Source organism: Acinetobacter sp. ANC_7635, assembly GCF_056779945.1.
The window spans coordinates 130,202-153,004 of sequence record NZ_JBWYIS010000006.1; the positions used below are offsets into that span (position 1 = coordinate 130,202).

At 39.8% G+C, this 22,803-nt stretch carries 23 protein-coding genes; 17 read left to right on the forward strand and 6 right to left on the reverse strand.

Annotation, left to right across the window (positions count from 1 at the left end; all coding sequences use genetic code 11):
* Complete coding sequence (locus tag AC1M89_RS08815; RefSeq protein WP_481591529.1) at window positions 1-1,200, forward strand: alanine racemase; 1,200 nt, start codon at window positions 1-3, stop codon at window positions 1,198-1,200.
* 58 nt (window positions 1,201-1,258) lie between these two features.
* Here the strand turns inward: AC1M89_RS08815 and AC1M89_RS08820 are convergent, their stop codons facing one another.
* Window positions 1,259-2,878, reverse strand: a complete 1,620-nt coding sequence (locus AC1M89_RS08820; RefSeq protein WP_481591528.1) for a glutamate synthase-related protein — start codon at window positions 2,876-2,878, stop codon at window positions 1,259-1,261.
* Between the two features lie 325 nt (window positions 2,879-3,203).
* Here AC1M89_RS08820 and thrS point away from each other — a divergent pair, with 325 nt between their 5' ends.
* Window positions 3,204-5,126 (forward strand): threonine--tRNA ligase, encoded by a 1,923-nt coding sequence (gene thrS, locus AC1M89_RS08825; protein WP_481591527.1) that lies wholly within the window; start codon window positions 3,204-3,206, stop codon window positions 5,124-5,126.
* A gap of 5 nt (window positions 5,127-5,131) precedes the next feature.
* Complete coding sequence (gene infC, locus AC1M89_RS08830) at window positions 5,132-5,683, forward strand: translation initiation factor IF-3 (protein WP_081403231.1); 552 nt, start codon at window positions 5,132-5,134, stop codon at window positions 5,681-5,683.
* A gap of 443 nt (window positions 5,684-6,126) precedes the next feature.
* On the opposite strand, the gene AC1M89_RS08835 is transcribed toward infC, so the two are convergent.
* Window positions 6,127-6,597 (reverse strand): Hsp20 family protein, encoded by a 471-nt coding sequence (locus tag AC1M89_RS08835; RefSeq protein ID WP_481591526.1) that lies wholly within the window; start codon window positions 6,595-6,597, stop codon window positions 6,127-6,129.
* Window positions 6,598-6,878: 281 nt separating this feature from the next.
* Between AC1M89_RS08835 and AC1M89_RS08840 the strand changes: the two genes are divergently transcribed.
* The 6 genes from AC1M89_RS08840 (at window position 6,879) to AC1M89_RS08865 (ending at window position 9,637) form a co-directional block, all read left to right on the forward strand.
* Complete coding sequence (locus tag AC1M89_RS08840) at window positions 6,879-7,496, forward strand: glutathione S-transferase family protein (RefSeq protein ID WP_481591525.1); 618 nt, start codon at window positions 6,879-6,881, stop codon at window positions 7,494-7,496.
* Window positions 7,497-7,568: 72 nt separating this feature from the next.
* Complete coding sequence (locus AC1M89_RS08845; RefSeq protein WP_481591524.1) at window positions 7,569-7,865, forward strand: hypothetical protein; 297 nt, start codon at window positions 7,569-7,571, stop codon at window positions 7,863-7,865.
* Window positions 7,865-8,290, forward strand: a complete 426-nt coding sequence (locus AC1M89_RS08850; protein WP_481591523.1) for a YqaA family protein — start codon at window positions 7,865-7,867, stop codon at window positions 8,288-8,290. Before AC1M89_RS08845 ends, AC1M89_RS08850 begins: the two co-directional genes overlap by 1 nt.
* Window positions 8,291-8,448: 158 nt before the next feature.
* Entirely contained in the window at window positions 8,449-8,643 is a 195-nt protein-coding gene (rpmI, locus tag AC1M89_RS08855) for a 50S ribosomal protein L35 (protein ID WP_004278281.1), read from the forward strand.
* Window positions 8,644-8,654: 11 nt separating this feature from the next.
* Window positions 8,655-9,014, forward strand: coding sequence for a 50S ribosomal protein L20 (rplT, locus tag AC1M89_RS08860; RefSeq protein WP_004867327.1), 360 nt, complete (start codon window positions 8,655-8,657; stop codon window positions 9,012-9,014).
* An 83-nt stretch (window positions 9,015-9,097) separates the two neighbouring features.
* Window positions 9,098-9,637 (forward strand): AAA family ATPase, encoded by a 540-nt coding sequence (locus AC1M89_RS08865; protein ID WP_481591522.1) that lies wholly within the window; start codon window positions 9,098-9,100, stop codon window positions 9,635-9,637.
* Here the strand turns inward: AC1M89_RS08865 and AC1M89_RS08870 are convergent.
* Window positions 9,622-10,647 carry a hypothetical protein gene (locus tag AC1M89_RS08870; protein WP_035265371.1) on the reverse strand — a complete coding sequence of 342 codons (1,026 nt, stop codon included), beginning with the start codon at window positions 10,645-10,647 and terminating at the stop codon, window positions 9,622-9,624. The genes AC1M89_RS08865 and AC1M89_RS08870 overlap by 16 nt on opposite strands.
* 169 nt (window positions 10,648-10,816) lie before the next feature.
* On the opposite strand from AC1M89_RS08870, the gene pheS reads away from it, so the two are divergent.
* The 3 genes from pheS to AC1M89_RS08885 all read left to right on the forward strand — a co-directional run bounded on the left by pheS (window position 10,817) and on the right by AC1M89_RS08885 (window position 14,592).
* Complete coding sequence (pheS, locus tag AC1M89_RS08875; RefSeq protein WP_035265373.1) at window positions 10,817-11,797, forward strand: phenylalanine--tRNA ligase subunit alpha; 981 nt, start codon at window positions 10,817-10,819, stop codon at window positions 11,795-11,797.
* 120 nt (window positions 11,798-11,917) lie between these two features.
* Window positions 11,918-14,299 carry a phenylalanine--tRNA ligase subunit beta gene (gene pheT, locus AC1M89_RS08880; protein ID WP_481591521.1) on the forward strand — a complete coding sequence of 794 codons (2,382 nt, stop codon included), beginning with the start codon at window positions 11,918-11,920 and terminating at the stop codon, window positions 14,297-14,299.
* A complete protein-coding gene (locus tag AC1M89_RS08885) occupies window positions 14,296-14,592 on the forward strand; it encodes an integration host factor subunit alpha (protein ID WP_035265376.1) in 297 nt (98 codons plus the stop codon). The genes pheT and AC1M89_RS08885 overlap by 4 nt, the downstream gene beginning before the upstream one ends.
* Before the next feature lie 141 nt (window positions 14,593-14,733).
* On the opposite strand, the gene AC1M89_RS08890 is transcribed toward AC1M89_RS08885, so the two are convergent.
* From AC1M89_RS08890 to trxA, 3 genes are all read right to left on the reverse strand, one after another.
* Window positions 14,734-15,018, reverse strand: a complete 285-nt coding sequence (locus tag AC1M89_RS08890; RefSeq protein WP_035268570.1) for a hypothetical protein — start codon at window positions 15,016-15,018, stop codon at window positions 14,734-14,736.
* 401 nt (window positions 15,019-15,419) lie between these two features.
* Window positions 15,420-16,688: a transcription termination factor Rho gene (rho, locus tag AC1M89_RS08895; RefSeq protein WP_035268567.1), complete on the reverse strand. Its 1,269-nt coding sequence runs from the start codon at window positions 16,686-16,688 to the stop codon at window positions 15,420-15,422.
* A gap of 319 nt (window positions 16,689-17,007) precedes the next feature.
* Entirely contained in the window at window positions 17,008-17,334 is a 327-nt protein-coding gene (gene trxA, locus AC1M89_RS08900; RefSeq protein ID WP_035268564.1) for a thioredoxin, read from the reverse strand.
* 269 nt (window positions 17,335-17,603) lie between these two features.
* On the opposite strand from trxA, the gene ppx reads away from it, so the two are divergent.
* The 5 genes from ppx (at window position 17,604) to AC1M89_RS08925 (ending at window position 22,729) form a co-directional block, all read left to right on the forward strand.
* The gene (gene ppx, locus AC1M89_RS08905; protein WP_035268561.1) at window positions 17,604-19,124 is read left to right on the forward strand and encodes an exopolyphosphatase; all 1,521 of its coding nucleotides are present in this window, start codon (window positions 17,604-17,606) and stop codon (window positions 19,122-19,124) included.
* A 67-nt stretch (window positions 19,125-19,191) separates the two neighbouring features.
* Window positions 19,192-20,016, forward strand: a complete 825-nt coding sequence (locus AC1M89_RS08910) for an acetyl-CoA carboxylase carboxyltransferase subunit alpha (protein ID WP_035268558.1) — start codon at window positions 19,192-19,194, stop codon at window positions 20,014-20,016.
* A complete protein-coding gene (tilS, locus tag AC1M89_RS08915) occupies window positions 19,953-21,305 on the forward strand; it encodes a tRNA lysidine(34) synthetase TilS (RefSeq protein WP_481591520.1) in 1,353 nt (450 codons plus the stop codon). Before AC1M89_RS08910 ends, tilS begins: the two co-directional genes overlap by 64 nt.
* A gap of 21 nt (window positions 21,306-21,326) precedes the next feature.
* Window positions 21,327-22,157 (forward strand): pyrroline-5-carboxylate reductase, encoded by an 831-nt coding sequence (gene proC / locus AC1M89_RS08920; protein ID WP_035268555.1) that lies wholly within the window; start codon window positions 21,327-21,329, stop codon window positions 22,155-22,157.
* A 23-nt stretch (window positions 22,158-22,180) separates the two neighbouring features.
* On the forward strand, window positions 22,181-22,729 hold the full coding sequence (locus tag AC1M89_RS08925) for a YggT family protein (protein ID WP_481591519.1): 549 nt from the start codon (window positions 22,181-22,183) through the stop codon (window positions 22,727-22,729).
* Window positions 22,730-22,803 lie beyond the last annotated feature (74 nt).

Genomic DNA, 22,803 nt, shown 5'->3' on the forward strand with positions numbered 1-22,803 from the left:
ATGAATAGTTTTTTTAATCAAATGAATGATGATTTGCGGGCACATGGTTTAGGTCAACCTATGCTCTTGATCGATGACGATGCATTAAACTTTAATATTGCTTATGTAAAACAGCAGCTAGCTTCGGCAAAGCACTTAAAACCGCGGTTAGTCGTTAAATCTTTGGCTTGTTTGCCTTTGTTAAAAAAGCTAAGTTTCGATTTAGACACCCAACACTTTATGGTATTTCATATTGATCACTTACAATTGATGTTCAATCATTTTGATCAAGCTGATTTACTCTTTGGCAAGCCGATGCCAATTCGTGCAGTAGAAAGGTTTTATCAAAACCATCACACGCCAATCAAATGCAAGATACATTGGTTAATTGATTCCTTTGCTCGTTTGCAACAATATCAAGCCTTGGCTGATCAACTGGGATTTAGCTTCAATATCAATCTTGAAATTGATGTGGGATTACATCGTGGAGGCGTTCAAAATTCTGCTGAATTTATACAAATGCTCAATTATATTCAGCAGCATCAAAAAACGCTAAATTTGAGTGGTTTAATGGGCTACGATGCGCATGTTACTAAACTACCTAAGATGGTGAAGCGTCCAGAAACAGCTTATGCTGAGTCTCAACATATTTATCAAAATTATCAGCACATCTTAAAACACCAATTCCCAGATTTAAATCATGCTCAGCTGTGTTTTAACGGAGGAGGAAGTCCAACCTTTAGTTTTCACGTGAAACATAGTGTGTGTAATGATCTGTCATTTGGCTCAATGTTGCTAAAGCCCAGCGATTTTGATTCTGAACATCTTTCTTTGCTTAAACCCGCTTTATATATTGCGAGTCCCGTACTGAAAGTATTAGACGAAGTCTCATTGCCAGGGATACCTTCATTTAAAAAAATAAAATTCTTTCAGAAGCATCAAGCGGTTTTTATCTACGGTGGCTATTGGATGGGTCAATATGTTTATCCAGCAAAATCTCATCCTCATTTATTGTATGGACGAAGCACCAACCAGGAAATGATTTGTGTCGATCGTAAAATTGATATCCATCCTGATGACTATGTATTTATTCGACCGAGCCAGAGTGAGGTGGTCATCCCGCAGTTCAATCGCACGTACCTTTATCGAAAAGAAAATGAGTGGAATTCATCTGATTTGGAAACGAGTAGATTTGAACCTTGGGAAAATTTTAGAGAGTAGTGATTAAAAGAAAAAAAGGGATGAAGTTAATCATCCCTTTTTAGCATTGGTTTGAAATTTATTGGACGCCGCCGTAATGGATGCCCGTTAATTCACTGATTTCTTTTTTCCAAGTGGTTAAGTCATCCAAATTAAATTTACTTAAATGGTCATGCCCACAAGCACGCGCCATTACTTGCATCAACTCGACTGAAGCATTGAAGAAGTTGGCGAGTTGCTGTGCTGATTTTTCTATTTCGAGTCTTCGACGCAAATGATCTTTTTGTGTTGCAATACCGACAGAGCATTCATTTGTATTACACGCGCGCATTCCCAAACAACCAATTGCCTGCATGGCAGAGTTAGACACGGCAATGGCATCTGCACCCAGCGCTAAGGCTTTAATAAAATCAGCAGGGACACGTAAGCCACCTGTAATGACCAAACTAATGTCACGACGTCCTAAACGATCTAAATGACGACGTGCCCGTGCTAAAGCAGGAATGGTCGGCACTGAAATATTGTCACGGAATAATGTTGGTGCTGCACCTGTACCACCACCACGACCATCTAAAATAATGTAGTCCACACCTATCGCAATCGCAGCATCAATGTCTTTTTCGATATGCTGTGCAGACAGTTTAAAGCCAATCGGAATGCCACCTGTCTGCTCGCGTATATAGTTTGCAAACTCCTTGTACTGTGAAAGTTCAGTCCAATCCGGAAAGGTTGCGGGAGAAATCGCGGATTGTCCTTCTTCTAAACCACGTACTTCTGCAATTTTTCCGACCACTTTATGCCCGGGTAGATGTCCACCTGTTCCTGTTTTTGCTGCCTGTCCACCTTTAAAGTGAAAAGCTTGGCATTTTTTTACTTTTTCAATGTCATAGCCAAAACGACCAGAGGCCAACTCGTAAAAATATCGTGAATTCGAGGCTTGTTCATCATCTAACATTCCACCTTCACCAGAACAGATGCCAGTACCTGCCATTTCCGCACCCATTGCCAGTGCAGTTTTTGCTTCTTGCGATAAAGCTCCAAAACTCATGTCGGAAACAAATAATGGAATATTGAGTCTCAATGGTTTTTTTGCATTTGGTCCAATAATCACTTCGCTTGCAACGGGGGCATCATCCAGTAGAGGAACTTTCCAAAGTTGAGCTGTGACCAGTTGAATATCTTCCCATTTTGGAAGTTTGTCAAAAGGCACACCCATGGCTGCGGTAGGACCATGATGACCGAAATTTTTTAGACCATTTCGAGCTAATTCTAAGATGAATCTATTGTGTGGCTCTTCAGGAGCAGGCTGAGAATCTGCGTAGAGTCCTTGATAACGATCACGGTTGAATTGCTGTGGATTTCTTTTTTCCCAAGCTTCGATTTCTTCTAAGTCAACATAGACATGATCATCATGAATCCAAGCTTTAAATTTTTGCAGATTTTTATTGAGATATCTCGGGTTAATGCCAGTTTTATAGATGTAATGAGAGCCGTGAAGGCCACATACAATTTTGTCGCCTTGAATATGGGCATCGGACATGAGTGCTCCGCGATGCTGACAACGACCATACATGACTACGACTTTTTCTTCATCATGATCTTCAAGACGAAGAACAACAAGATCCACATTGGCTGCTAAAGCATATGCGGGTTTAAGCGGCTGGAGTGTAGACCAAGCAATTAGTGGGTGAGATTTCATATGACCTGCCTAATGATTTCAGTGGGTTATATTTATTTGTTTAAAAGTATGTTGATCATCTAATAGAAAGTATAAAAGATTATTTTTCTATAATTGGGATAATATTGGTTTAAATATTAAATTGGGAATATATTTTAACTATTTTTGTCACAATTAAAACTGCTATCGCCTAATGCTCGATTAACGGTTTATTAAACAACGTGACACGTGTAAAATCTCTAGCGATTTTATTTATCCACCGTTTTTATCTTTTGAGGTTCGCCTCGATCATAATCTCGCGGTGACATGCTCCATTGTACGGGGCATCACTCCTTAAGGATTTTTTATGCCAATTATTACTTTGCCAAACGGCGATCAAAAACAATTTGATCAAGCTGTCTCTGTCATGGAAGTTGCTCAAAGCATCGGTCCAGGTCTTGCAAAAAATACGGTTGCAGGTCGTGTAAACGGCCATCTAGTTGATGCATGTGACTTAATCACTGATGATGCCACGTTGCAGATCATTACGCCTAAAGATGATGAAGGTATTGAAATTATTCGTCACTCTTGTGCCCATTTAGTTGGTCACGCAGTGAAGCAGCTTTTCCCCGAAGCAAAGATGGTGATTGGACCTGTCATTGAAGATGGTTTCTATTACGATATCTACAGTGAAAAACCATTTACACCAGATGATATGGCTGCCATCGAAGAGCGTATGAAAAAGCTCATCGATCAAGATTATGATGTCATTAAAAAGATGACACCTCGTGATGAAGTGATCAAAGTATTCACTGAGCGTGGTGAAGATTATAAATTACGCCTCATCGAAGATATGCCAGATGAGACTCAAATGGGTCTTTACTATCATCAAGAATATGTGGATATGTGTCGTGGTCCACACGTACCAAACACTAAATTCTTAAAGTCATTTAAGTTGACGAAGATGTCAGGTGCTTACTGGCGTGGTGATGCGAAAAACGAACAGCTTCAACGTATTTATGGTACGGCTTGGGCGGATAAGAAGCAGTTGGCTGCTTATATCAAGCGTATTGAAGAAGCTGAAAAGCGTGACCACCGTAAAATTGGTAAAGCGCTTGATCTGTTCCACATGCAAGAAGAAGCACCAGGCATGGTGTTCTGGCATCCAAATGGCTGGACGATCTATCAAGTTTTAGAACAATACATGCGTAAAGTTCAGCAGGACAATGGTTATCAAGAGATTCGCACACCTCAGGTGGTCGATTTTAGTCTGTGGGAAAAATCAGGACATGCTGCAAACTATGCAGAAAACATGTTTACTACACATTCTGAAAACCGTAACTATGCCGTTAAACCAATGAACTGCCCATGTCATGTTCAAGTGTTTAACCAAGGTTTAAAATCTTACCGTGATTTACCAATTCGTCTTGCTGAATTTGGTTCATGTCACCGTAACGAACCATCGGGTTCATTACACGGGATTATGCGTGTTCGTGGTTTCACCCAAGATGACGCACACATTTTCTGTACAACTGAGCAAATTGGTCAAGAAGTTGCTGACTTTATTAAACTGACTTTAGATGTTTATAAAGATTTCGGTTTTGAAGAAGTGCAAATGAAACTCTCAACACGTCCAGAAAAGCGTGTAGGGGATGATAAGCTTTGGGATGTTGCTGAAAAATCTTTAGCTGACGCACTGGATGCAGCAGGTCTCGCTTGGGATTTACAACCTGGTGAGGGTGCGTTCTACGGTCCTAAAATTGAATTTTCTTTGAAAGATTGTTTAGGTCGTATCTGGCAGTGCGGTACAATCCAATGCGATTTTAACTTGCCATTACGTTTAGATGCATCTTATGTCACTGAAGACAACGATCGTGATCATCCTGTGATGCTTCATCGTGCAATTCTTGGCAGTTTTGAACGTTTTATTGGTATACTTATTGAACACTACGCTGGATTTATGCCACCATGGTTGGCACCAATTCAAGCATGTGTGATGAATATTACCGATTCTCAAGCAGATGCTTGTCAGTCAGTCGTCGCTAAATTGCAAGAAAATGGCATTCGAGCGATTTCAGACTTGAGAAATGAGAAAATCGGCTTTAAGATTCGTGAGCGTACTTTAGAGCGTATTCCATACCTATTGGTGCTTGGGGATCGAGAAGTAGAGGAAGGTACAGTGAATGTACGTACCCGCTCTGGAACAAATTTAGGTACTATGTCTATCGATGCATTCGTTGACTTAGTGAAAGTAGCCGTAGCCGAACGCGGCCGGTATATTGTGGAGTAAGAAAGATTAAACAGCCTGACCGTAACCAACAACAAGGTGCTAAAAGCAATCGTCCTGCATTAAATGATGAGATTCGTGCGAAAGAAGTACGTCTCGTTGGCGCTGACGGAGAACAAAAAGGCATCGTTTCACTTGCTGAAGCGTTGCGTGCTGCAGAAGAAGTTGATCTTGACCTCGTTGAGATCGTTGCGAATGCAGAGCCGCCTGTTTGTAAAATCATGGATTACAACAAGCATTTATTTGATCTGAAGCAAAAGCAAAAAGATGCTAAGAAAAAGCAGCATCAAGTTCAGGTTAAAGAGATCAAGTTGCGTCCTGGTACAGACGTTGGTGATTACAATGTTAAGTTGCGTGCTATTCTGAAATTCCTTGAAGAAGGCAACAAAGTTAAAATTACTCTACGTTTCCGTGGTCGTGAGATGGCTCACCAACAATTGGGTCTTGCTCAATTACAAAAGATTGAAGCTGATGTGGCTGAAATCGGTGTAGTGGAACAAGCACCAAAAATGGAAGGCCGTCAAATGGGTATGTTACTTGGTCCTAAAAAGAAAAAGTAAAACCGATTTAGAGAAAAAGCCCTGCACATGCAGGGCTTTTTTATATGTTGATTGAAGGGATATAGGTACATCCTGAGTTGGTAAAGAGAGGAACGACTGTAGTTGGGGTATAAATCATCAGTTGAATATTTCCATCAGGCAGTACTTTAGTGAAGTCTAATAAACGTATATTTTAAACTTCTCGAATCATTTTGTGGCTTGAGTAGAAAATGTAATTATTTCGACAGGTAAACTCGTACTTATGCATAGAAAATTCTAGATGGATGGTAAAACTGAATAGGTTTAGAGTGTTTACTGTCTTGAAAGATGACCCAAAAAGGATTTTTTATATTGCACATCAGCACATCAGGAAATTCGTTGCTCAAAGTACCTGTAGATTTGATCTATAAAAAAAGCCGATACTTTTGCATCGGCTTTTTTTGTGACTCATTAAGTTCGATGCTTTATTCGAGATGAACTGTTTTTTCAGTAGACTCTGTATTTTCTAACAGAAGTTTTTTGCCAATTGGAATTTGTCGAGGTAATTTCTCTTCTGGAATGATACGCTCTAAGTCGATCACTAATAAGCCATTTTCATAATCTGCTTGTTGAACTTCAATATGTTCATCTAAGCGAAGCGATAATTTAAATGAACGACGCGCAATTCCTTTATGAAGATATTCGGTTTGTTCAGATTGAATAGCTTCCGGTTTTCCTGTGATTGAGAGAAGTTGATTTTCAAGACTGATATTTAACTCATCTTGACTAAATCCTGCAGTAGCGACCACGATGCGATATCTGTTCTCACCTTTTTTTTCAATGTTATAAGGTGGGTAGTTTGGAGCATCACTTTGCATTGCGTAATCAATAAAATCGTTTAAACGATCAAAACCAATACTACGACGAAACAATGGATGAAGATTTAAGTTACTCATGATTAAAACCTCCTGAGGTCAGCAAAGTCATAAAAATAAGAATGTTGTTCTGTCATGACTATCATCAACAGAACCAGATGATCATCATTAATCTGGCAATTTTTTATATAGGTTCAGACCGAAATTTTTCAATAATAAATTCAAAAAAAATTTAAAATTATTTTATAAATAATTGATTTTTTATAATTTATAAATAAAAAATTTCTATCCTTGTTGTTTGGTTTGAAATGATTTATGGTGGATAAATCAATCAACAAAGGGCATATGGAGCCTGAACTGTAATGATCGATTTATATTATTGGGGAACACCCAACGGATTAAAAATAACAATTGCACTCGAAGAAATGGCTTTAGATTATCAAATCTATCCAATCAATATCTTAGAAAATGATCAGTTCCAAGCTGACTTTCTTGCGATTTCTCCTAATAATAAAATTCCTGCGATAGTTGATCAAAATGGACCAAATAATCAAGCAATTTCGATTTTCGAATCTGGTGCAATACTGCAATATTTAGGACGTAAAACGGGACAATTCTATCCTCAGCACGAAATCGCGAGGATTCAGGTTGAGCAGTGGTTGATGTGGCAAATGGGTGGTCTAGGACCGATGTTAGGTCAAAATCATCATTTCGCTAAATTTGCTAAAGAGAAAATCCCTTATGCGATCGAGCGCTACATTACAGAAACCAAAAGATTATATGGGGTGCTCAATAAGCAGTTAGTTGGGCAAGACTATGTGGCAGGTGAGTACTCTATTGCGGATATGGCAATTTTCCCTTGGTTGATGCGGCACGAGTGGCAAAGTATTCATTTAGCAGAGTTTGCTGAGGTGGAAGCTTATATTCAACGTATCCAACAGAGACCAGCGGTACAAAAGGCGCTTGCACTACTAAAGTAGATCACGGATTTAAGTGTGATAAACTTTACATATCTAAACCACCATTTGGTGGTTTTTTTATGGAGAACTGCCATGAAGGATTTTTTTTTAAATTTTAGCAAAATTGTTGAATCTAATTCAAAAGTATACTGGGCAATTATTGCTGGTATTTTACTCTGTGTTGCTTCTTATATCGTCGAAATATTTCATGTGCAAAATATCATTGCAGCAATCGAACCAGATTCTAGGGATCAATTAAAACAGGTGATTCCAGCAATTACGAGTAAATATACGGTGCTACGTGTCATCATAGTAGTGTTGGCAATTGCGTGGTCGATAAAAGAATATCGCAAAACGCAGAAACTTTTAGCGGCGAACAAGTCCAGTTAATGAATCTGATTTTATTGTTCTTAAGTGCCTTTGGAGCCGCCACTTTATTGCCCTTACAGTCCGAAGCAGTATTGTTGGGGTCATTTGCTTTAAAACAATTTTCGCCGTGGATGCTTATTTTTGTTGCAAGTGTAGCGAATGTGATGGGTTCATGCGTTAATTGGTGGTTGGGCTTAAAAATAGAGCAGTTTAAAACCAAAAAGTGGTTTCCATTTAAGTCAGATCAAATGATTCGTGCTCAACGGGCTTATCAGCAGTATGGTACATGGTCACTTCTTTTAAGTTGGGTGCCTATCATTGGTGATCCAATCACCTTAATTGCAGGAATCTTGAAAGAAAAATTCTGGAAATTTATCTTCGTGGTGGGTATAGCGAAAACAGGTCGATATCTATTTATCTACTGGGTGTATCTTGGTTTGTTCTAAATTTTCGTAGAGTAAAACTCATCAAGATTAATTTGTCTGAATCAAGATTAACGGTGCTTTTGTTTTGCGCAAAGATGCTATAGAATACTCGCTCCCTTACCTGCAGGTCGTATTGTAATGGTGCAAACGAGCCGAACAGGTGTTCAAAAGAGGTTGTTATGCCTAAGATGAAAACTCGCCGTGGTGCAGCAAAACGCTTCAAAGCGACTGCTAACGGTTTTAAGCGTAAACAAGCGTTCAAACGCCACATTTTGACCAAAAAATCTGCTAAGCGTATTCGTCAATTGCGCGGCTGTGTAATGGTTCACGTAAGTGACGTTGCTTCAGTTCGTCGTATGTGCCCGTACATCTAAGGAGATTATAAATGGCTCGTGTAAAACGTGGTGTACAGGCTCATCGCCGTCACAAAAAAATTCTTGCTCGCGCTAAAGGTTACTATGGTGCTCGTTCACGCGTTTACCGCGTAGCGTTCCAAGCGGTAATCAAAGCAGGTCAATATGCTTACCGTGACCGTCGTCAAAAGAAACGTCAATTCCGTGCTTTATGGATTGCGCGTATCAATGCTGGTGCACGTCAAAATGGTTTGTCGTACAGCCGTATGATCGATGGCTTGAAAAAAGCTCAAGTGATCATCGACCGTCGCGTACTTGCTGACATCGCTATGCATGACGCAGTTGCATTTGCTGCTTTAGCTGAAAAAGCTAAAGGCGCATTAGCTGCTTAATCATCGTAGATGAGAAAAAGACCGCTTTTTAGCGGTCTTTTTTATTTTCATTGTTTACGATCAAATAAAGCCAAGAGATTAGTATGAATAAAATTATGGTCGTCGGTACAGCAGCATCTGGGAAAACAACCTTTGCACGTAAGTTGGCTGCTCAACTGCAAGTCGATCATATTGAACTTGATAATCTCTTTTGGTTGGATAACTGGACTGAGTCATCTTCAATAGAATTTCAAGAAAAATTTATAAATCGTGTTAGGTCTATGAATAAGGGCTTCGTGATTGATGGTAATTATTCTCTGATTCAAAATTTAATCTTAAGTGAGATCGACACTGTGATGTGGTTGGATTTTTCACTACGCGTAAATCTTTATCGTGTGATTAAGAGGTCGCTATACCGTGTGATTAGCCAAAAGAAAATATGGAAAAATTCTAACAATAGAGAACATTGGGCGAAATTGTTAAGTAAAGACTCAATAATATTGTGGGTAGTCCAAACACATGGGAAAAATAGACTTAAATATTTGCAGATGATGAATGCCACTCAATATCATCATATAAAGTGGCTACATTTTCATAAAACTGAACAATTAGATGAATTTTTAAAACATCACAGTCCAAAATAGTAAGCGCAGAAACAGATTATTGCAGTGACTAAAATGAGGGCAAACACATTTGATTTACCTGTTTTAGGTGTGGGTTGGTGAGAACTGGAATCATTGTTGAAAAAGCGTTTTCCATGTTGAGTATGTGTTAAGGCTTCATCCAAAGGGGAGTGAATTTCGGGGCTTTTTAAATGAGCAGTTTTATAGTGATTTGCTACTTTAGTAATGAATTTTGCACTCAGGTCATCTAACTTTTGTTGAAATACCTTCAGTTGTTTTTCTTCCTCAAGAGATTCTTGATGATCTTGCTCCAAAAGCTTTCGTTTTTGAATCTTTAAATGTTGTTCTAGATGCATGAAACGCACTAAGGTTTCATTGGCATAAGGTGCTGCATAATCTTGTGGCAGTAATGGTAAGGCAGCTCCAGCGTTGGAGGGTGATTGATCGTCAGTACCATAAAAGATTGCGCCACGTTTAACGGATTCCACCCCTTGTGCTAATGCGCGATCGAACAGCTCATTCTCTGTGTAGTCGTGAATATCATTCCAATTAGGTGCTTGAAGATCTGCCTCAACACGTTTGATATGTTGGGTGGATAGATCAAAACGCCAAAATGTTTCAATTCGTGCAGGGAGTGTTTGGTTGTTTGGTATGTCGAAGTCTTGTTCAGAACTATACCATTCGGCAAGTTCTTTACCACAGATCCATGCTGTTTTTACATTGCGGTGATGACTGACAATGAAATGGGGATATGGTAAAAGCTCAACATTTGGATTGGGATTTTTTTCATCGATTAATAAACTTGAGTTATGTAGGCTTAAGCGTGTGACACCCTGACGTTTTAAGCTTTCTAACCAAACTTGGAAATGTTGTGCCAATAAGTGTTGCGTATTTAAATCTCGAAAAAGGAAATGGTGCTGATTAAAAATCGCATGATTTTTCCAGTGTTGAAAACTTAAATCCTGACTTAAAAACTCATTGCCGTAAGTCACGAGTGTGAGCTGTTGTTTCCAAATTTGATCTAATGCCATGACATATCTTCTCAATGATCATTGCGCATATCTTAAACTTTTTATAAATGTAATTTCCAATTTAATTCCACATCCAATTTTAACACTTGCTGATCTTCATACGGAGCTATAAAAGCTGTTAGAATGCGCAGTTATATTATTTTTTATATTTGTTGCTTTGAGAGTTACTATGTCACTGGAAGCCCTGACCACTGAAGCGCTCGCTGCCATTGCAGCAGCTCAAGACCTTGCAACACTCGATCAGGTTCGAGTGCAATTTACGGGTAAGAAAAGCCAGCTTGCTGAACAATCGAAAGCACTGGGTAAAATGGATCCGGAAGAGCGTAAGGTTTTTGGTGCGCAGATTCATTCAGTTCGAGAAGCGATTAATGGCGCATTAACTGAGCGTCAAACTGCATTACAAAAAGCTGCACTAGAACAAAAATTAGCAAGTGAACAGATCGACATCACGTTGCCTGGTCGTGGTCAACAGGTGGGCAGTATCCACCCAGTGACCCAAGTACAAGAGCGTATTTGTCAATTCTTCACGAAAGCAGGTTTTTCTGTTGCGACTGGTCCAGAGGTTGAAGATGACTATCACAACTTTGAGGCATTAAATATTCCTGGTCATCACCCTGCGCGTGCAATGCACGATACCTTTTACTTCGATGTAAACCATTTGCTTCGTACGCATACCTCTGGTGTACAGATTCGAACGATGGAAACACAGCAACCACCAATTCGTATTGTATGTCCAGGTCGTGTGTATCGCTGTGACTCAGACCAAACACATTCTCCGATGTTCCACCAGATTGAAGGTTTGTACGTTGCAGAAAATACGAGCTTTGCTGAGTTAAAAGGATTATTGGTTAATTTGCTGAATGAGTTCTTTGAAAAAGACTTGAAAGTACGTTTCCGCCCATCTTACTTCCCATTCACAGAACCAAGTGCTGAAGTCGACATCATGGATGAGCGAGGAAAATGGTTAGAAGTATTAGGTTGTGGCATGGTACATCCAAATGTTCTTCGTTCAGCGGGTATTGATCCAGACAAGTACAAAGGCTTTGCATTTGGTTTAGGTGTTGAACGTTTTGCAATGCTTCGTTATGGCATAAACGACTTGCGTATGTTCTACCAAAATGATGTGCGTTTCTTACGCCAGTTTGCTTAAAACTTTTTATTAAATCCTCTCCTAACTTGAGGAACTCCACAGAATCATTTGGGGTTCTCTCCCTTAGCAAAGGGGGTTAGAGGGAGGATTCTAGAGATTTGAATTACAGGTTTTATATCAATGAAAATTAGCGAAAATTGGCTACGCACATGGGTTAACCCAGCCATCGATAGCGATACTTTATCTGACCAACTGACCATGCTTGGCCTTGAGGTAGATGATTTATCTCCTGCTGCAAAACCATTTACAGGTGTGGTTGTAGGTGAAGTACTTACGGTAGAACAGCACCCAGATGCAGATCGTTTACGTGTAACGACTGTCAACATTGGTGTGGGTGAACCATTACAAATCGTCTGTGGTGCACCTAATGTACGTGCAGGAATGAAAGCACCCGTAGCAACCATCGGTGCAGTATTGCCAGGTGATTTTAAAATCAAAAAAGGTAAGCTTCGTGGTGTTGAATCACAGGGTATGCTGTGCGGTGCATCTGAAATTGATTTAGAAGATAAAATCGACGGTCTACTCGAGCTTCCCGCGGACGCGCCAGTCGGTGTAAACGTACGTGAATATCTAGACCTTGATGACAACGTGATTGATATTAGTATCACACCAAACCGTGGTGACTGTTTCAGTATTCGTGGGATTGCACGTGAAATTGGTGTGATTAACCAAGTTCCCGTGACTGCGCCTGAAATTAAAGAAGTGGCTGCAACGATTGCTGATGAAAAGAAGGTCGTTGTATCTACTGAAGGTTGCCCACGTTACTTAGGTCGTGTGATCAAAAACGTCAACACCAAAGCGCCAACTCCTGAATGGATGGAGCGTGCACTGGCTCGTTCTGGTATCCGTCAGCACAGTATCTTGGTTGATATTACCAACTATGTATTAATGGAGTTGGGTCAACCGCTTCACGCATTTGATGGTGGTAAAGTTCAAGGTGCGGTACACGTTCGTCAAGCAACTGCAGGTGAAAAACTTGTTCTCTTGAATGAGCAAGAAGTTGAAATGCAAGACAACGTGATGGTGATTGCAGATGACGAAAAAGCATTAGCAATTGCGGGCATCATGGGTGGCTTGTCTTCATCGGTGACAGACGCAACGACTGAAATCTTCCTTGAATCAGCATTCTTTGCACCGCTTCATATCGCAGGTCGTGCGCGTAGCTTCGGTTTACATACAGATGCGTCTCAGCGCTATGAGCGTGGAGTAGATTTCGAACTTCCAATGATCGCAATGCACCGTGCATCTCAGTTGATTTCTGAGCTTGCAGGTGGTGAATTTGGTCCAATTACGGTAGCAGAAAATCCAGCAGTATTACCAACACGAGAAGCAATCGAGCTTGAGCAGGCGCAAGTTGATCAACTTCTTGGTTATAAAGTTGACTCTGACTTTATTACTGATGCGTTAACACGTCTAGGTTGTCAGGTAGCAATTAAAGCACAAGGTCAATGGTCTGTCGTACCGCCATCACATCGTTATGATATGGCAATCTACCAAGACTTAATTGAAGAGGTTGCGCGTATTCATGGTTATGACAACATTCAAATCAGCTTGCCTGTGATTGATGTGAAACTTGCAAAATACCAAGATCAATTTGAAGTTGCACAATTACGTCAAACTTTGGTTGCTCTTGGTTATCAAGAGGCAATCAGCTTTAGTTTTGCTGATCTAAAACTTGAAAAACAGTTAAATCCAAGTGTAAATCCTTTGGCATTGGCAAATCCAATTTCAAGTGATTTGGCGGTAATGCGTTCGACTTTACTTTCAAGCTTAATTCCTTGTGTCCAATACAACGTTAATCGTCAACAAAGTCGCGTACGCTTCTTTGAGCTTGGCTTACGTTTTGATTATCAAGAAGCCACCAGTATTCATGATCTTAAGCAAATACCTACACTTGCGATTGTGGCAACAGGTGCGAAGAATCAGGAATCTTGGCATGCTAAACCTCAGCCAATGGATTTCTTCGATTTTAAAGGTGAAATTGAGGCTGTATTGGCGGCTGGGCGAGTTCAAGTAGAATATGTGCGTTCAGAGCGTTCATGGTTACATCCAGGTCAATCTGCTGAAATTTTAGTGGACGGACAATCGATTGGTTATATTGGTCGTTTACATCCATCGCTTGAAGATGAGCTTGATCTCGCAACGACATGGGTAGCAGAACTCGATCAATCGTCTGTTTTGCAAACTTATGTATCTAATTTTACAGAATTATCACGATTTCCTTCAGTGAGACGTGATATTGCAGTTTTAATTAGTGATAAGATTAATGTTAGTGAAATTCAGCAACTTATCGAAAAAACTGGAGGAGAGTTACTTGATTCTTCTTGGTTATTCGATGTGTATACGGGTCAAGGTGTAGAAGAGGGTAAACGTTCATTGGCGTTTGCACTTTTATGGCAGCATCCGAGTCGCACGCTTGAGGATGCTGAAATTAAATCTGGTATGGATAATATTTTACAAGTGTTAGAAAACACTTACCAAGCGACATTGAGGGCCTCATGACAGCATTAACAAAAGCAGAAATGGCTGATCATTTGAGTGAGCTGACGAGTTTAAATCGTCGTGAAGCTAAACAAATGGTTGAGTTGTTTTTTGATGAAATTAGCCAGGCATTAATTGCAGGTGAACATGTCAAATTATCGGGTTTTGGTAATTTCGAACTGCGTGACAAGCGTCAGCGTCCAGGGCGTAATCCAAAAACAGGTGAGGAGATTCCTATTTCTGCACGCCGTGTAGTGACCTTCCGTGCTGGTCAAAAGTTTAGACAGCGTGTAGGGACAGAGCAAGTTGATTAATCGCTTGATCAAATAACATTAAAAAAACCTGAGCTCAGCTCAGGTTTTTTTATGCTCTTAACTTTATGCGTATTCATAAAATTCAACGCATAAAAAAGAGAACCAAAGGTTCTCTTTTTTTCGAATAATCTAAACTTTAGATTATTGAGCAGCAGAAGCAGCAGCAGTAGCGTCAGCAGCAGCGTCAGTAGCTTCAGCAGCAGCATCAGTAGCTTCAGCAGCAGCAGCGTCAGCTTGAGCAGCAACTTCAGAAGAAGCTTCAACAGCAGCAGCGTCAGCAGCTACAACAGCTTCAGAAGCAGCTTCTACAGCTTCAGATGCAGCAGCGTTTGCATCAGCAGCAGCTTCTTCAGTTTTTTTAGCACAACCAACGAAAGCTAAAGTAGTAGCAACGGCAGCAGCAATAGCAATTTTTTTGAATAACATGGCATCACTCTCATTAAAATAAATTGAGACAAAAAACCCGGTTAGTCTGTTGTGTGCTTTTATTATTCCTAACGTTAGTAAGGTTAATAACGCATGGAGCAGCCTAACTGGTATGCCGACATGCTATCACTGAGTATTTTGAATTACTACTAGGCGAAATGAAAAAATGCTTAAAAAATGAGAAATTTGACCCTATTTTTAACAGAAAATTACAATCATTTTTGCATTTTGAATTGGATAAATACTAAGTAAATACTTAAAAAATAAAGGGAATTAAAATACAAGATGATAAAAATCACATACTTGCAAGAAAAGTTACATTCAAAAGTCGGTATTGTGTATTTATGTAAATGGTGTCAACCCAAATAAAAGGCCATCAGTAAATGATGGCCTTTTGCGTATTAGTTGGCAGCTTTGCGTTTCATTTGATCGAAGAAATCATCATTGGTCTTGGTTTCCTTCATGCGATCAAGTAAGAATTCCATCGCAGCAAGTTCATCCATAGGATGGAGAAGCTTACGTAAAATCCAAACCTTACGAAGTTTATCTTCATCCATGAGGCGTTCTTCACGACGTGTACCAGATTTCTTGATATTCATCGCAGGGAATACACGTTTCTCAGCAATACGGCGATCAAGCGTAATTTCTTGGTTACCTGTACCTTTGAATTCTTCGTAAATTACTTCATCCATTTTACTGCCAGTTTCAATCAAAGCAGTAGAAATGATCGTAAGTGAACCACCTTCTTCGATATTACGTGCAGCACCGAAAAAACGTTTTGGACGTTCTAAAGCGTGGGCATCAACACCACCAGTTAAAACTTTACCTGATGATGGAATAACCGTGTTATATGCACGTGCTAAACGTGTAATTGAGTCAAGCAAAATAACAACGTCTTTTTTGTGTTCTACCAAACGTTTCGCTTTTTCAATCACCATTTCAGCGACTTGAACGTGACGTGCAGGTGATTCATCAAATGTTGAAGCAACAACTTCACCACGAACGGTACGTTCCATTTCTGTTACTTCTTCTGGGCGCTCATCAATGAGAAGAACGATTAGGAAGCATTCAGGATTATTACGAACAATAGATTGAGCAATGTTTTGGATTAACATTGTCTTACCAGCTTTAGGTGGTGCAACAATTATTGAACGTTGACCTTTACCAATTGGAGCAACTAAATCGACAACACGCGCAGTTAAATCTTCAGTCGAACCATTTCCTAACTCCATCACTAATTGTTCAGTTGGGAATAAAGGCGTTAAGTTTTCGAAAAGAATCTTATTGCGAGAGTTTTCTGGCGTGTCGTAGTTAATTTGATTCACTTTTAAAAGTGCAAAATAACGTTCGCCTTCTTTTGGTGGACGAATCGTACCTGTAATCGTATCCCCAGTGCGCAAATTGAAGCGGCGAATTTGAGAAGGGCTGACATAAATGTCATCTGGACCCGCAAGGTAAGACCCTGCTGCAGAACGTAAAAAACCGAAACCATCAGACAGAATTTCAAGAACACCATCGCCGAAAATTTCTTCACCATTCATAGCATGGCGTTTCAAAATGGCAAAAATAATGTCTTGCTTACGGTTACGTGCCATTCCTTCAAGGCCCATGAACTCAGCAATTTTGATGAGTTCGCCTATCGGTTTTTTCTTGAGTTCAGTTAAGTTCATAAATGGTCGATTGAATAAAAAGGAAGTGTGGAACACAGATAGAATAGAAGCAAAAGACATCCGCAGTGCAAGAAAAGAGCAGCAATTGATTTGCACAATAACAAACTCAGAATCTAGTAAGTTCTTTCGAGGAGAAATGTGTAAACAATTTCTTTAGCCGAGCGGCGATCTTATGTTTTGTGTATTGTAAGAAACGAGGAGAAATTGTCCAAGTGTTTCTTGATCATGCAATATAAGTGAGATATGGCTCTTTGTCAATTTTACCGTCAAAAAAAGCGCCAAAAATTTGACGCTTTCAAGGCAATTAAAATTGAAAGAATTAGATATTTTCTTCAATAAAAGCTGCAAGTTTAGATTTAGGAGCTGCACCAACTTGTTGAGCAACAACTTCACCATTTTTGAACATCAATAAAGCTGGGATATTACGAATATTGTAATTTACAGCAGTTTGTTCGCATGAAGTTACGTCAACTTTTACGATTTTAACCTTACCTTCGTATTCAGTTGCTAAAACTTCAAGTACAGGAGCAATAGCTTTACATGGCGCACACCAGCCTGCCCAAAAATCAACAAGAACTGGCGTGTCAGAATTTAAAACGTCAGCTTCAAAATTAGCATCAGTTGTATTAACAATATTAGCAGACATGGAATTTGCTCCGAATAATTTTTTGAAAACGGTCTATCTATGTATATAAGTATTACATAGACCACTTTAACAAAGTAGGGGATAGGGTTTATTTTCGGACTAAATTCTGTAAATGTCTAATTGATGCTCACGATTTCCATGATCGGTGTAACACAATTGTCATATATGATGATTTTTTAAATAGTCGTTAAATTGACTAAATAAATGGCTTTTAAATTACAGTTATGTGAATTAATCTAGGCACAATTCTGGTTGAACTTAGCGCAACAATGTCTGATTTTTTGATTGATGAAGAACTCCTTGCAGCCATTGATATGGGCTCAAACAGCTTCCACTTGGCGATTGCTCGAGTTGATCATGGTGAGGTAAAAAAAGTCGCATCGATGTCTGAAAAGGTCCAATTGGCCGCAGGTTTAGATGAAAATAAAAATTTGACAGAAGCTGCTCAACAACGTGGTTTAGCATGCTTAGCTCGATTTGTAGGGCGCCTAAGTTCAGTCCAATCCAATCGCTTAAGAATTGTCGCCACCAATGCGTTGCGCCAAGCTAAAAATGGGCATGAATTCATTCAAAAAGCAGCTGAAATTCTGCCTAAACCTATTGAAATTATTGCTGGTCGTGAAGAAGCACGTTTAATTTATTTAGGTGTATCACATACTATGGCGAACAGCGGTCGCCGTTTGGTGATTGATATTGGTGGTGGCTCGACTGAGTTAATCATTGGTGAAGAGTTTGAGCCGATTCATACTGAATCCGTGCAAATGGGATGTGTTGCATTTACGAAGGCCTATTTTGCAGACGGCGATATTAATCCAAAAGCTTTCGATCGTGCGGTGACTGCTGCACGCAAAGAAATCTCGGGTATCGCGACAACTTATCGTGCGGCAGGATGGGATACTGTTGTTGGTTCAAGTGGAACCATTAAAGCCTGTCGTCAAATTGCGGTAAATATGGGCTGGAGCGATGATCAGGAAAACTTGACGCGTGAAGGCTTGGAAAAACTTAAAGATAAATTACTCAAATACAAACATATTTCAGACATGGAATTTGAAGGTCTTAAGGAAGATCGTCGTGCAGTCCTACCTGCGGGTATTGCGATTTTATACGCTGTATTTGAAGTTCTTCAAGTTGATAAACTGGTCTATTCAGATGGCGCCTTACGAGAAGGTGTAATGTATGATTTACTCGGGCGTTTCCAGCATGAAGATATTCGAGATCGTAGCGTACAAGCCTTGATGGGGCGTTATGGTGCTGATCAAAAACAAGCAGAACGTGTTGTTGAAACGGCTCAACAATTATTTGATAGCGTGGCAGGAACGCTTGGTCTAAATAATGACGATAGTGATTTGCTACGTCGAGCTGCTTATCTTCATGAAATAGGTTTAGCGATTAGTCATAGTGGTTATCATCGTCATGGCGCATATTTGCTTCAGCATTCTGACATTGCTGGTTTTTCACAAATTGATCAAAATCATTTGTCACATTTGGTCGCTCATCATCGCCGTAAATTGCGTGCTGAAGCAAAAAATGATGTGACGAAAGTCGGTGGAATTAAACTTGTCTATCTATGTTTGCTCCTTCGTCTCGCAATTTTGCTGAATCACAGCCGAAGCGATGAGATGCTTCCTGCCATTGAATTAAAGATATTAGATGAGCAACAATGGCAACTGAAAGTTTCTGGTGATGCAAAACAATGGCCTTTGTTGGTTGCAGAGCTGCATGATGAGCAGGTGCAATTTAAACATTGGGATATCGTTTTGAATATTCAGTCGGAACAATTTATTGGCTAACAAAAGCTGATAAACGAATTTTATTAGTTAACTACGTTATAGTTAATTTAGGGATATTCATCGACTTATGAAAAATAAAGCTGCTCAATCTAAAGCATGGAAAACGGTTCAAATTGCGCGTCATCCAGATCGCCCACAATTTTTAGATTATGTGAGCGAAATTTTTACAGAATTTGATGCACTTCATGGTGACCGTTTATATGGTGATGATGGTGCAATGGTTGGCGGTTTAGCGCGTTTTAATGGTCAGGCTGTGATGGTGGTTGGTCAACATCGTGGTCGTAGTACACGTGAAAAGTTACAGCATAATTTTGGGATGAGTAATCCAGAAGGCTATCGCAAGTCTCAGCGTTTACTTGATATGGCTGAACGCTTTAATCTTCCAGTTTTCACATTTATTGACACCATGGGTGCATACCCTGGTGTTGGTGCTGAAGAGCGTGGACAAGCAGAAGCAATTGCTACGAGCCTAGCTCAGCTCTCAAGTTTAAAAGTACCTGTCATCGCGACTGTTCTAGGCGAGGGTGGTTCTGGCGGCGCATTAGGCATTGGCGTTGCAGATCGTGTGATTATGCTCTCTCACAGTATTTACTCTGTGATTTCACCTGAAGGTTGTGCCTCAATTCTTTGGAAAACTGCTGAAAAAGCTGAGCAAGCGAGTGAAGCACTTGCACTCACTGCGGATAAACTGAAAGAACTTGGTATTGTTGAGTATGTTGTAGATGAAGGTGAGGGTGCTCATCTTCAGCCAGACGTAGTCATGGATAAATTAAAACATGTGTTACAAGCTGCACTTGATGAGCTTGTTCCAATGGATGCAAATGCAAGATGCGAAGCACGTTACCAACGTTTAATGAAGTTTGGCAGCGACAATTCAGGTCTAGCTTCTTAAAACAAATTGCCAAATTTGGTGATGAACACACGTTCTTAGTGGGATGCAGTGGCGGCATGGATTCCATGCTGTTGCTGTATATCATGTCTCAATTAATTCCCCAAAAAATCCGTGCGATTAATATTAACCACCAGTTGCAATCTGCAAATCAGGAATGGGCTGAATTCGTCCATCAATTTTGTATAGCAGCGCACATCCCTGTGGTTCTCGAGACAGTTCAAGTTGCTGAGGGGAATTTGGAACAGCAAGCTCGAGCAGCACGCTATCAAGCTTTTAAACATCATTTATCCGACACAGATATTTTAGTACTGGCACATCATCAGCAGGATCAAGCTGAGACCGTATTATTACGTTTGTTCTCTGGTGCTGGAATACAGGGGTTGTCCGCGATGAAATTATTAGATTCACGTGAAGACATCATTATTTGGCGACCATTATTGAATCTAAGTCGTGAGCAGATTTGCCAATGGGTAGAACAACTCAAATTGCCCTACGTGGATGACCCGACCAATTTTGATACGCATTATGATCGAGCTTGGTGCCGTCATGAGCTTTGGAATATTTTGCAAAGCCGATTCCCTAAAATGCAACAGGCGATTGTGAGAACTAGTGTGCTGATGCAAGATGCGGATGAAATTTTGCAAGAGGTTTTACAGCAAGATTTGGCGTTCTGTGGCGATGATGATCATCTAGATTTACGACAACTCAATCAATTAAGTTTAGCAAGAAGAAGACAACTTTTATCCAATTGGATGAAAGGTAAGGATCAATACCGTCCTGCATTTGAGATGGTAGAGCGGTTGACTGAAGAAGTTATTTTGGCGAAACCTGATGCACAAGCAGCATTGCATTGGAATGGACAATATTATGTTCGTTTCCAAAACATCTTATATCGAGTTGCTAAGGATGAATACTTAGCAGAATCGAATACAACTGATTCAGAAATAAAATTTGAAATCCAGCAAGTTGTAAATTTAGCTTCGGGTCAATTTAAGATCTGCCAACATCAGGAAGAGTATGGTCTGCGTACAGAACTTTTAAATCAGCCTTTGACATTGCATTATCGTCAAGGTGGGGAAAAAGTCCATTTGCATGGACGTGTGGGGAAATGGCCATTAAAAAAAGCAATTCAAGAGGCACAAATTTTTCCATGGAAGCGTCATACTATTCAAATTTTAAGCTTAGATAATGTTATGCTTGGTGTTTTCACGCCAAAAGGGTTTTGGCTGGCTGAATCAGAGTATTGTGAAGTCGGTGGTTGGCAGCCAAAGTTAGTTTCATCGCTATAAAATCAAGGTTGAGAGTCGTTCATGAGTGTTGCGTTAAACTGTAATATTTGTTTCATTGGTGGTGGTAATATGGCTCAAGCCCTAATTGGAGGGTTGATTAGTCGTGGTTTACCAACAACGCGTATTACAGTTTCCGATCCTGTAGAACGTGTGAGAGAGTTATTAAAAGAAAAAGAAATTCAAGTTACAGACAATAATGAAGACGCGATCCAAAATGCTGATGTTGTTGTTCTGGCGGTGAAACCACAAGTACTGGCACAAGTTCTTAAACCGTTAAAAGATAAATTTGAGAATAAGTTAATTGTTTCGATTGTAGCAGGAGCTGAAATTGCAACGATTGCTGCATTAACGGGGACGGAGTTTATCGTTCGTGTCATGCCTAATACACCTGCATTGGTTCAAACAGGTGCCCATGGTTTATATGCTCATGACGTTGTTGACCAAGCAAAGCGTGAATTGGCAAGTCAGATTTTAGCTGCAACAGGCTTAACACTTTGGGTAAACTCAGAAGAGCAAATTGATGCAGTAACTGCGGTATCGGGGTCAGGTCCAGCGTACTTTTTCTATATGATGGAAAGTATGATTCGTGCTGGGAAAAATTTAGGCTTGGATGAGAAAACTGCAACAGCATTAACGCTACAAACAGCTCTCGGTGCTGCACAAATGGCGATCACCAGTTCTAATACGCCATCTGAACTGCGTAGAAATGTGACATCACCAAATGGTACAACTCAAGCGGCCTTGGAAGTTTTTGATCGAGCGCAAATTTCACAGAATATTCAAGCTGCTCTTGCGGCTGCAAAAAAACGCAGTCAGGAGCTCGCTCAGGAATTAAGTGATAGTTCTAAATAATTAAATTTTAGGAAAATTGAAGTATGGGTGCGAACTCTGCGCTATTTTTTGACATTATCATTAATGTTGCGATTTTATTGGTATTTTTCCGTTTTTTAATGCAATTGGCGGCAGTCAGTCCATATAACCCTGTTGTGCTATCGACAGTGAAAGCAACTAAAATTGTAGATGTGTTTGGGCGAATCTTGCCAACTGTGGCACAGGGGCGTGTAAATCTAGCAGCTTTAGTGCTGATCGTGTTGTTGTATTTTCTTAAGGTATTTGGCTATAAATATTTAAATTCCTTACCAACAGGCGATGCATTGTACTTTATTGGTTCAACAGTACTTTCAATGTTGCAGGCATTAATTTCAATTCTTAAATATTTGCTGTTTGCTTACATTATATGTAGTTGGATTTTGATGTTTTCACAAACACGTTCACCATATATTGAAGTGATTCAAGAATTAGCTGAACCGATGTTGGCACCATTCCGTAAAGTAATGCCAAATTTAGGGATGATTGATCTTTCTCCTATCCTTGCATTTTTTACACTTTATATTGCTGAAATCATGTTGAAATCAATTGGTTAAATCTAAATTGCGGATTTAAACAATCTCATAAAAAAGGACTCATTTGAGTCCTTTTTTACAATCTAAGAATCTTA

What these genes read in the sequence shown, in the direction of transcription:
- AC1M89_RS08815 (WP_481591529.1), top strand. Translation starts at nt 1, where the DNA reads ATGAATAGTTTTTTTAATCAAATGAATGATGATTTGCGGGCACATGGT.
- AC1M89_RS08820 (WP_481591528.1), bottom strand. Translation starts at nt 2,878, where the DNA reads ATGAAATCTCACCCACTAATTGCTTGGTCTACACTCCAGCCGCTTAAA.
- thrS (WP_481591527.1), top strand. Translation starts at nt 3,204, where the DNA reads ATGCCAATTATTACTTTGCCAAACGGCGATCAAAAACAATTTGATCAA.
- AC1M89_RS08835 (WP_481591526.1), bottom strand. Translation starts at nt 6,597, where the DNA reads ATGAGTAACTTAAATCTTCATCCATTGTTTCGTCGTAGTATTGGTTTT.
- AC1M89_RS08840 (WP_481591525.1), top strand. Translation starts at nt 6,879, where the DNA reads ATGATCGATTTATATTATTGGGGAACACCCAACGGATTAAAAATAACA.
- AC1M89_RS08845 (WP_481591524.1), top strand. Translation starts at nt 7,569, where the DNA reads ATGAAGGATTTTTTTTTAAATTTTAGCAAAATTGTTGAATCTAATTCA.
- AC1M89_RS08850 (WP_481591523.1), top strand. Translation starts at nt 7,865, where the DNA reads ATGAATCTGATTTTATTGTTCTTAAGTGCCTTTGGAGCCGCCACTTTA.
- rpmI (WP_004278281.1), top strand. Translation starts at nt 8,449, where the DNA reads ATGCCTAAGATGAAAACTCGCCGTGGTGCAGCAAAACGCTTCAAAGCG.
- rplT (WP_004867327.1), top strand. Translation starts at nt 8,655, where the DNA reads ATGGCTCGTGTAAAACGTGGTGTACAGGCTCATCGCCGTCACAAAAAA.
- AC1M89_RS08865 (WP_481591522.1), top strand. Translation starts at nt 9,098, where the DNA reads ATGAATAAAATTATGGTCGTCGGTACAGCAGCATCTGGGAAAACAACC.
- AC1M89_RS08870 (WP_035265371.1), bottom strand. Translation starts at nt 10,647, where the DNA reads ATGGCATTAGATCAAATTTGGAAACAACAGCTCACACTCGTGACTTAC.
- pheS (WP_035265373.1), top strand. Translation starts at nt 10,817, where the DNA reads ATGTCACTGGAAGCCCTGACCACTGAAGCGCTCGCTGCCATTGCAGCA.
- pheT (WP_481591521.1), top strand. Translation starts at nt 11,918, where the DNA reads ATGAAAATTAGCGAAAATTGGCTACGCACATGGGTTAACCCAGCCATC.
- AC1M89_RS08885 (WP_035265376.1), top strand. Translation starts at nt 14,296, where the DNA reads ATGACAGCATTAACAAAAGCAGAAATGGCTGATCATTTGAGTGAGCTG.
- AC1M89_RS08890 (WP_035268570.1), bottom strand. Translation starts at nt 15,018, where the DNA reads ATGTTATTCAAAAAAATTGCTATTGCTGCTGCCGTTGCTACTACTTTA.
- rho (WP_035268567.1), bottom strand. Translation starts at nt 16,688, where the DNA reads ATGAACTTAACTGAACTCAAGAAAAAACCGATAGGCGAACTCATCAAA.
- trxA (WP_035268564.1), bottom strand. Translation starts at nt 17,334, where the DNA reads ATGTCTGCTAATATTGTTAATACAACTGATGCTAATTTTGAAGCTGAC.
- ppx (WP_035268561.1), top strand. Translation starts at nt 17,604, where the DNA reads ATGTCTGATTTTTTGATTGATGAAGAACTCCTTGCAGCCATTGATATG.
- AC1M89_RS08910 (WP_035268558.1), top strand. Translation starts at nt 19,192, where the DNA reads ATGAAAAATAAAGCTGCTCAATCTAAAGCATGGAAAACGGTTCAAATT.
- tilS (WP_481591520.1), top strand. Translation starts at nt 19,953, where the DNA reads ATGCGAAGCACGTTACCAACGTTTAATGAAGTTTGGCAGCGACAATTC.
- proC (WP_035268555.1), top strand. Translation starts at nt 21,327, where the DNA reads ATGAGTGTTGCGTTAAACTGTAATATTTGTTTCATTGGTGGTGGTAAT.
- AC1M89_RS08925 (WP_481591519.1), top strand. Translation starts at nt 22,181, where the DNA reads ATGGGTGCGAACTCTGCGCTATTTTTTGACATTATCATTAATGTTGCG.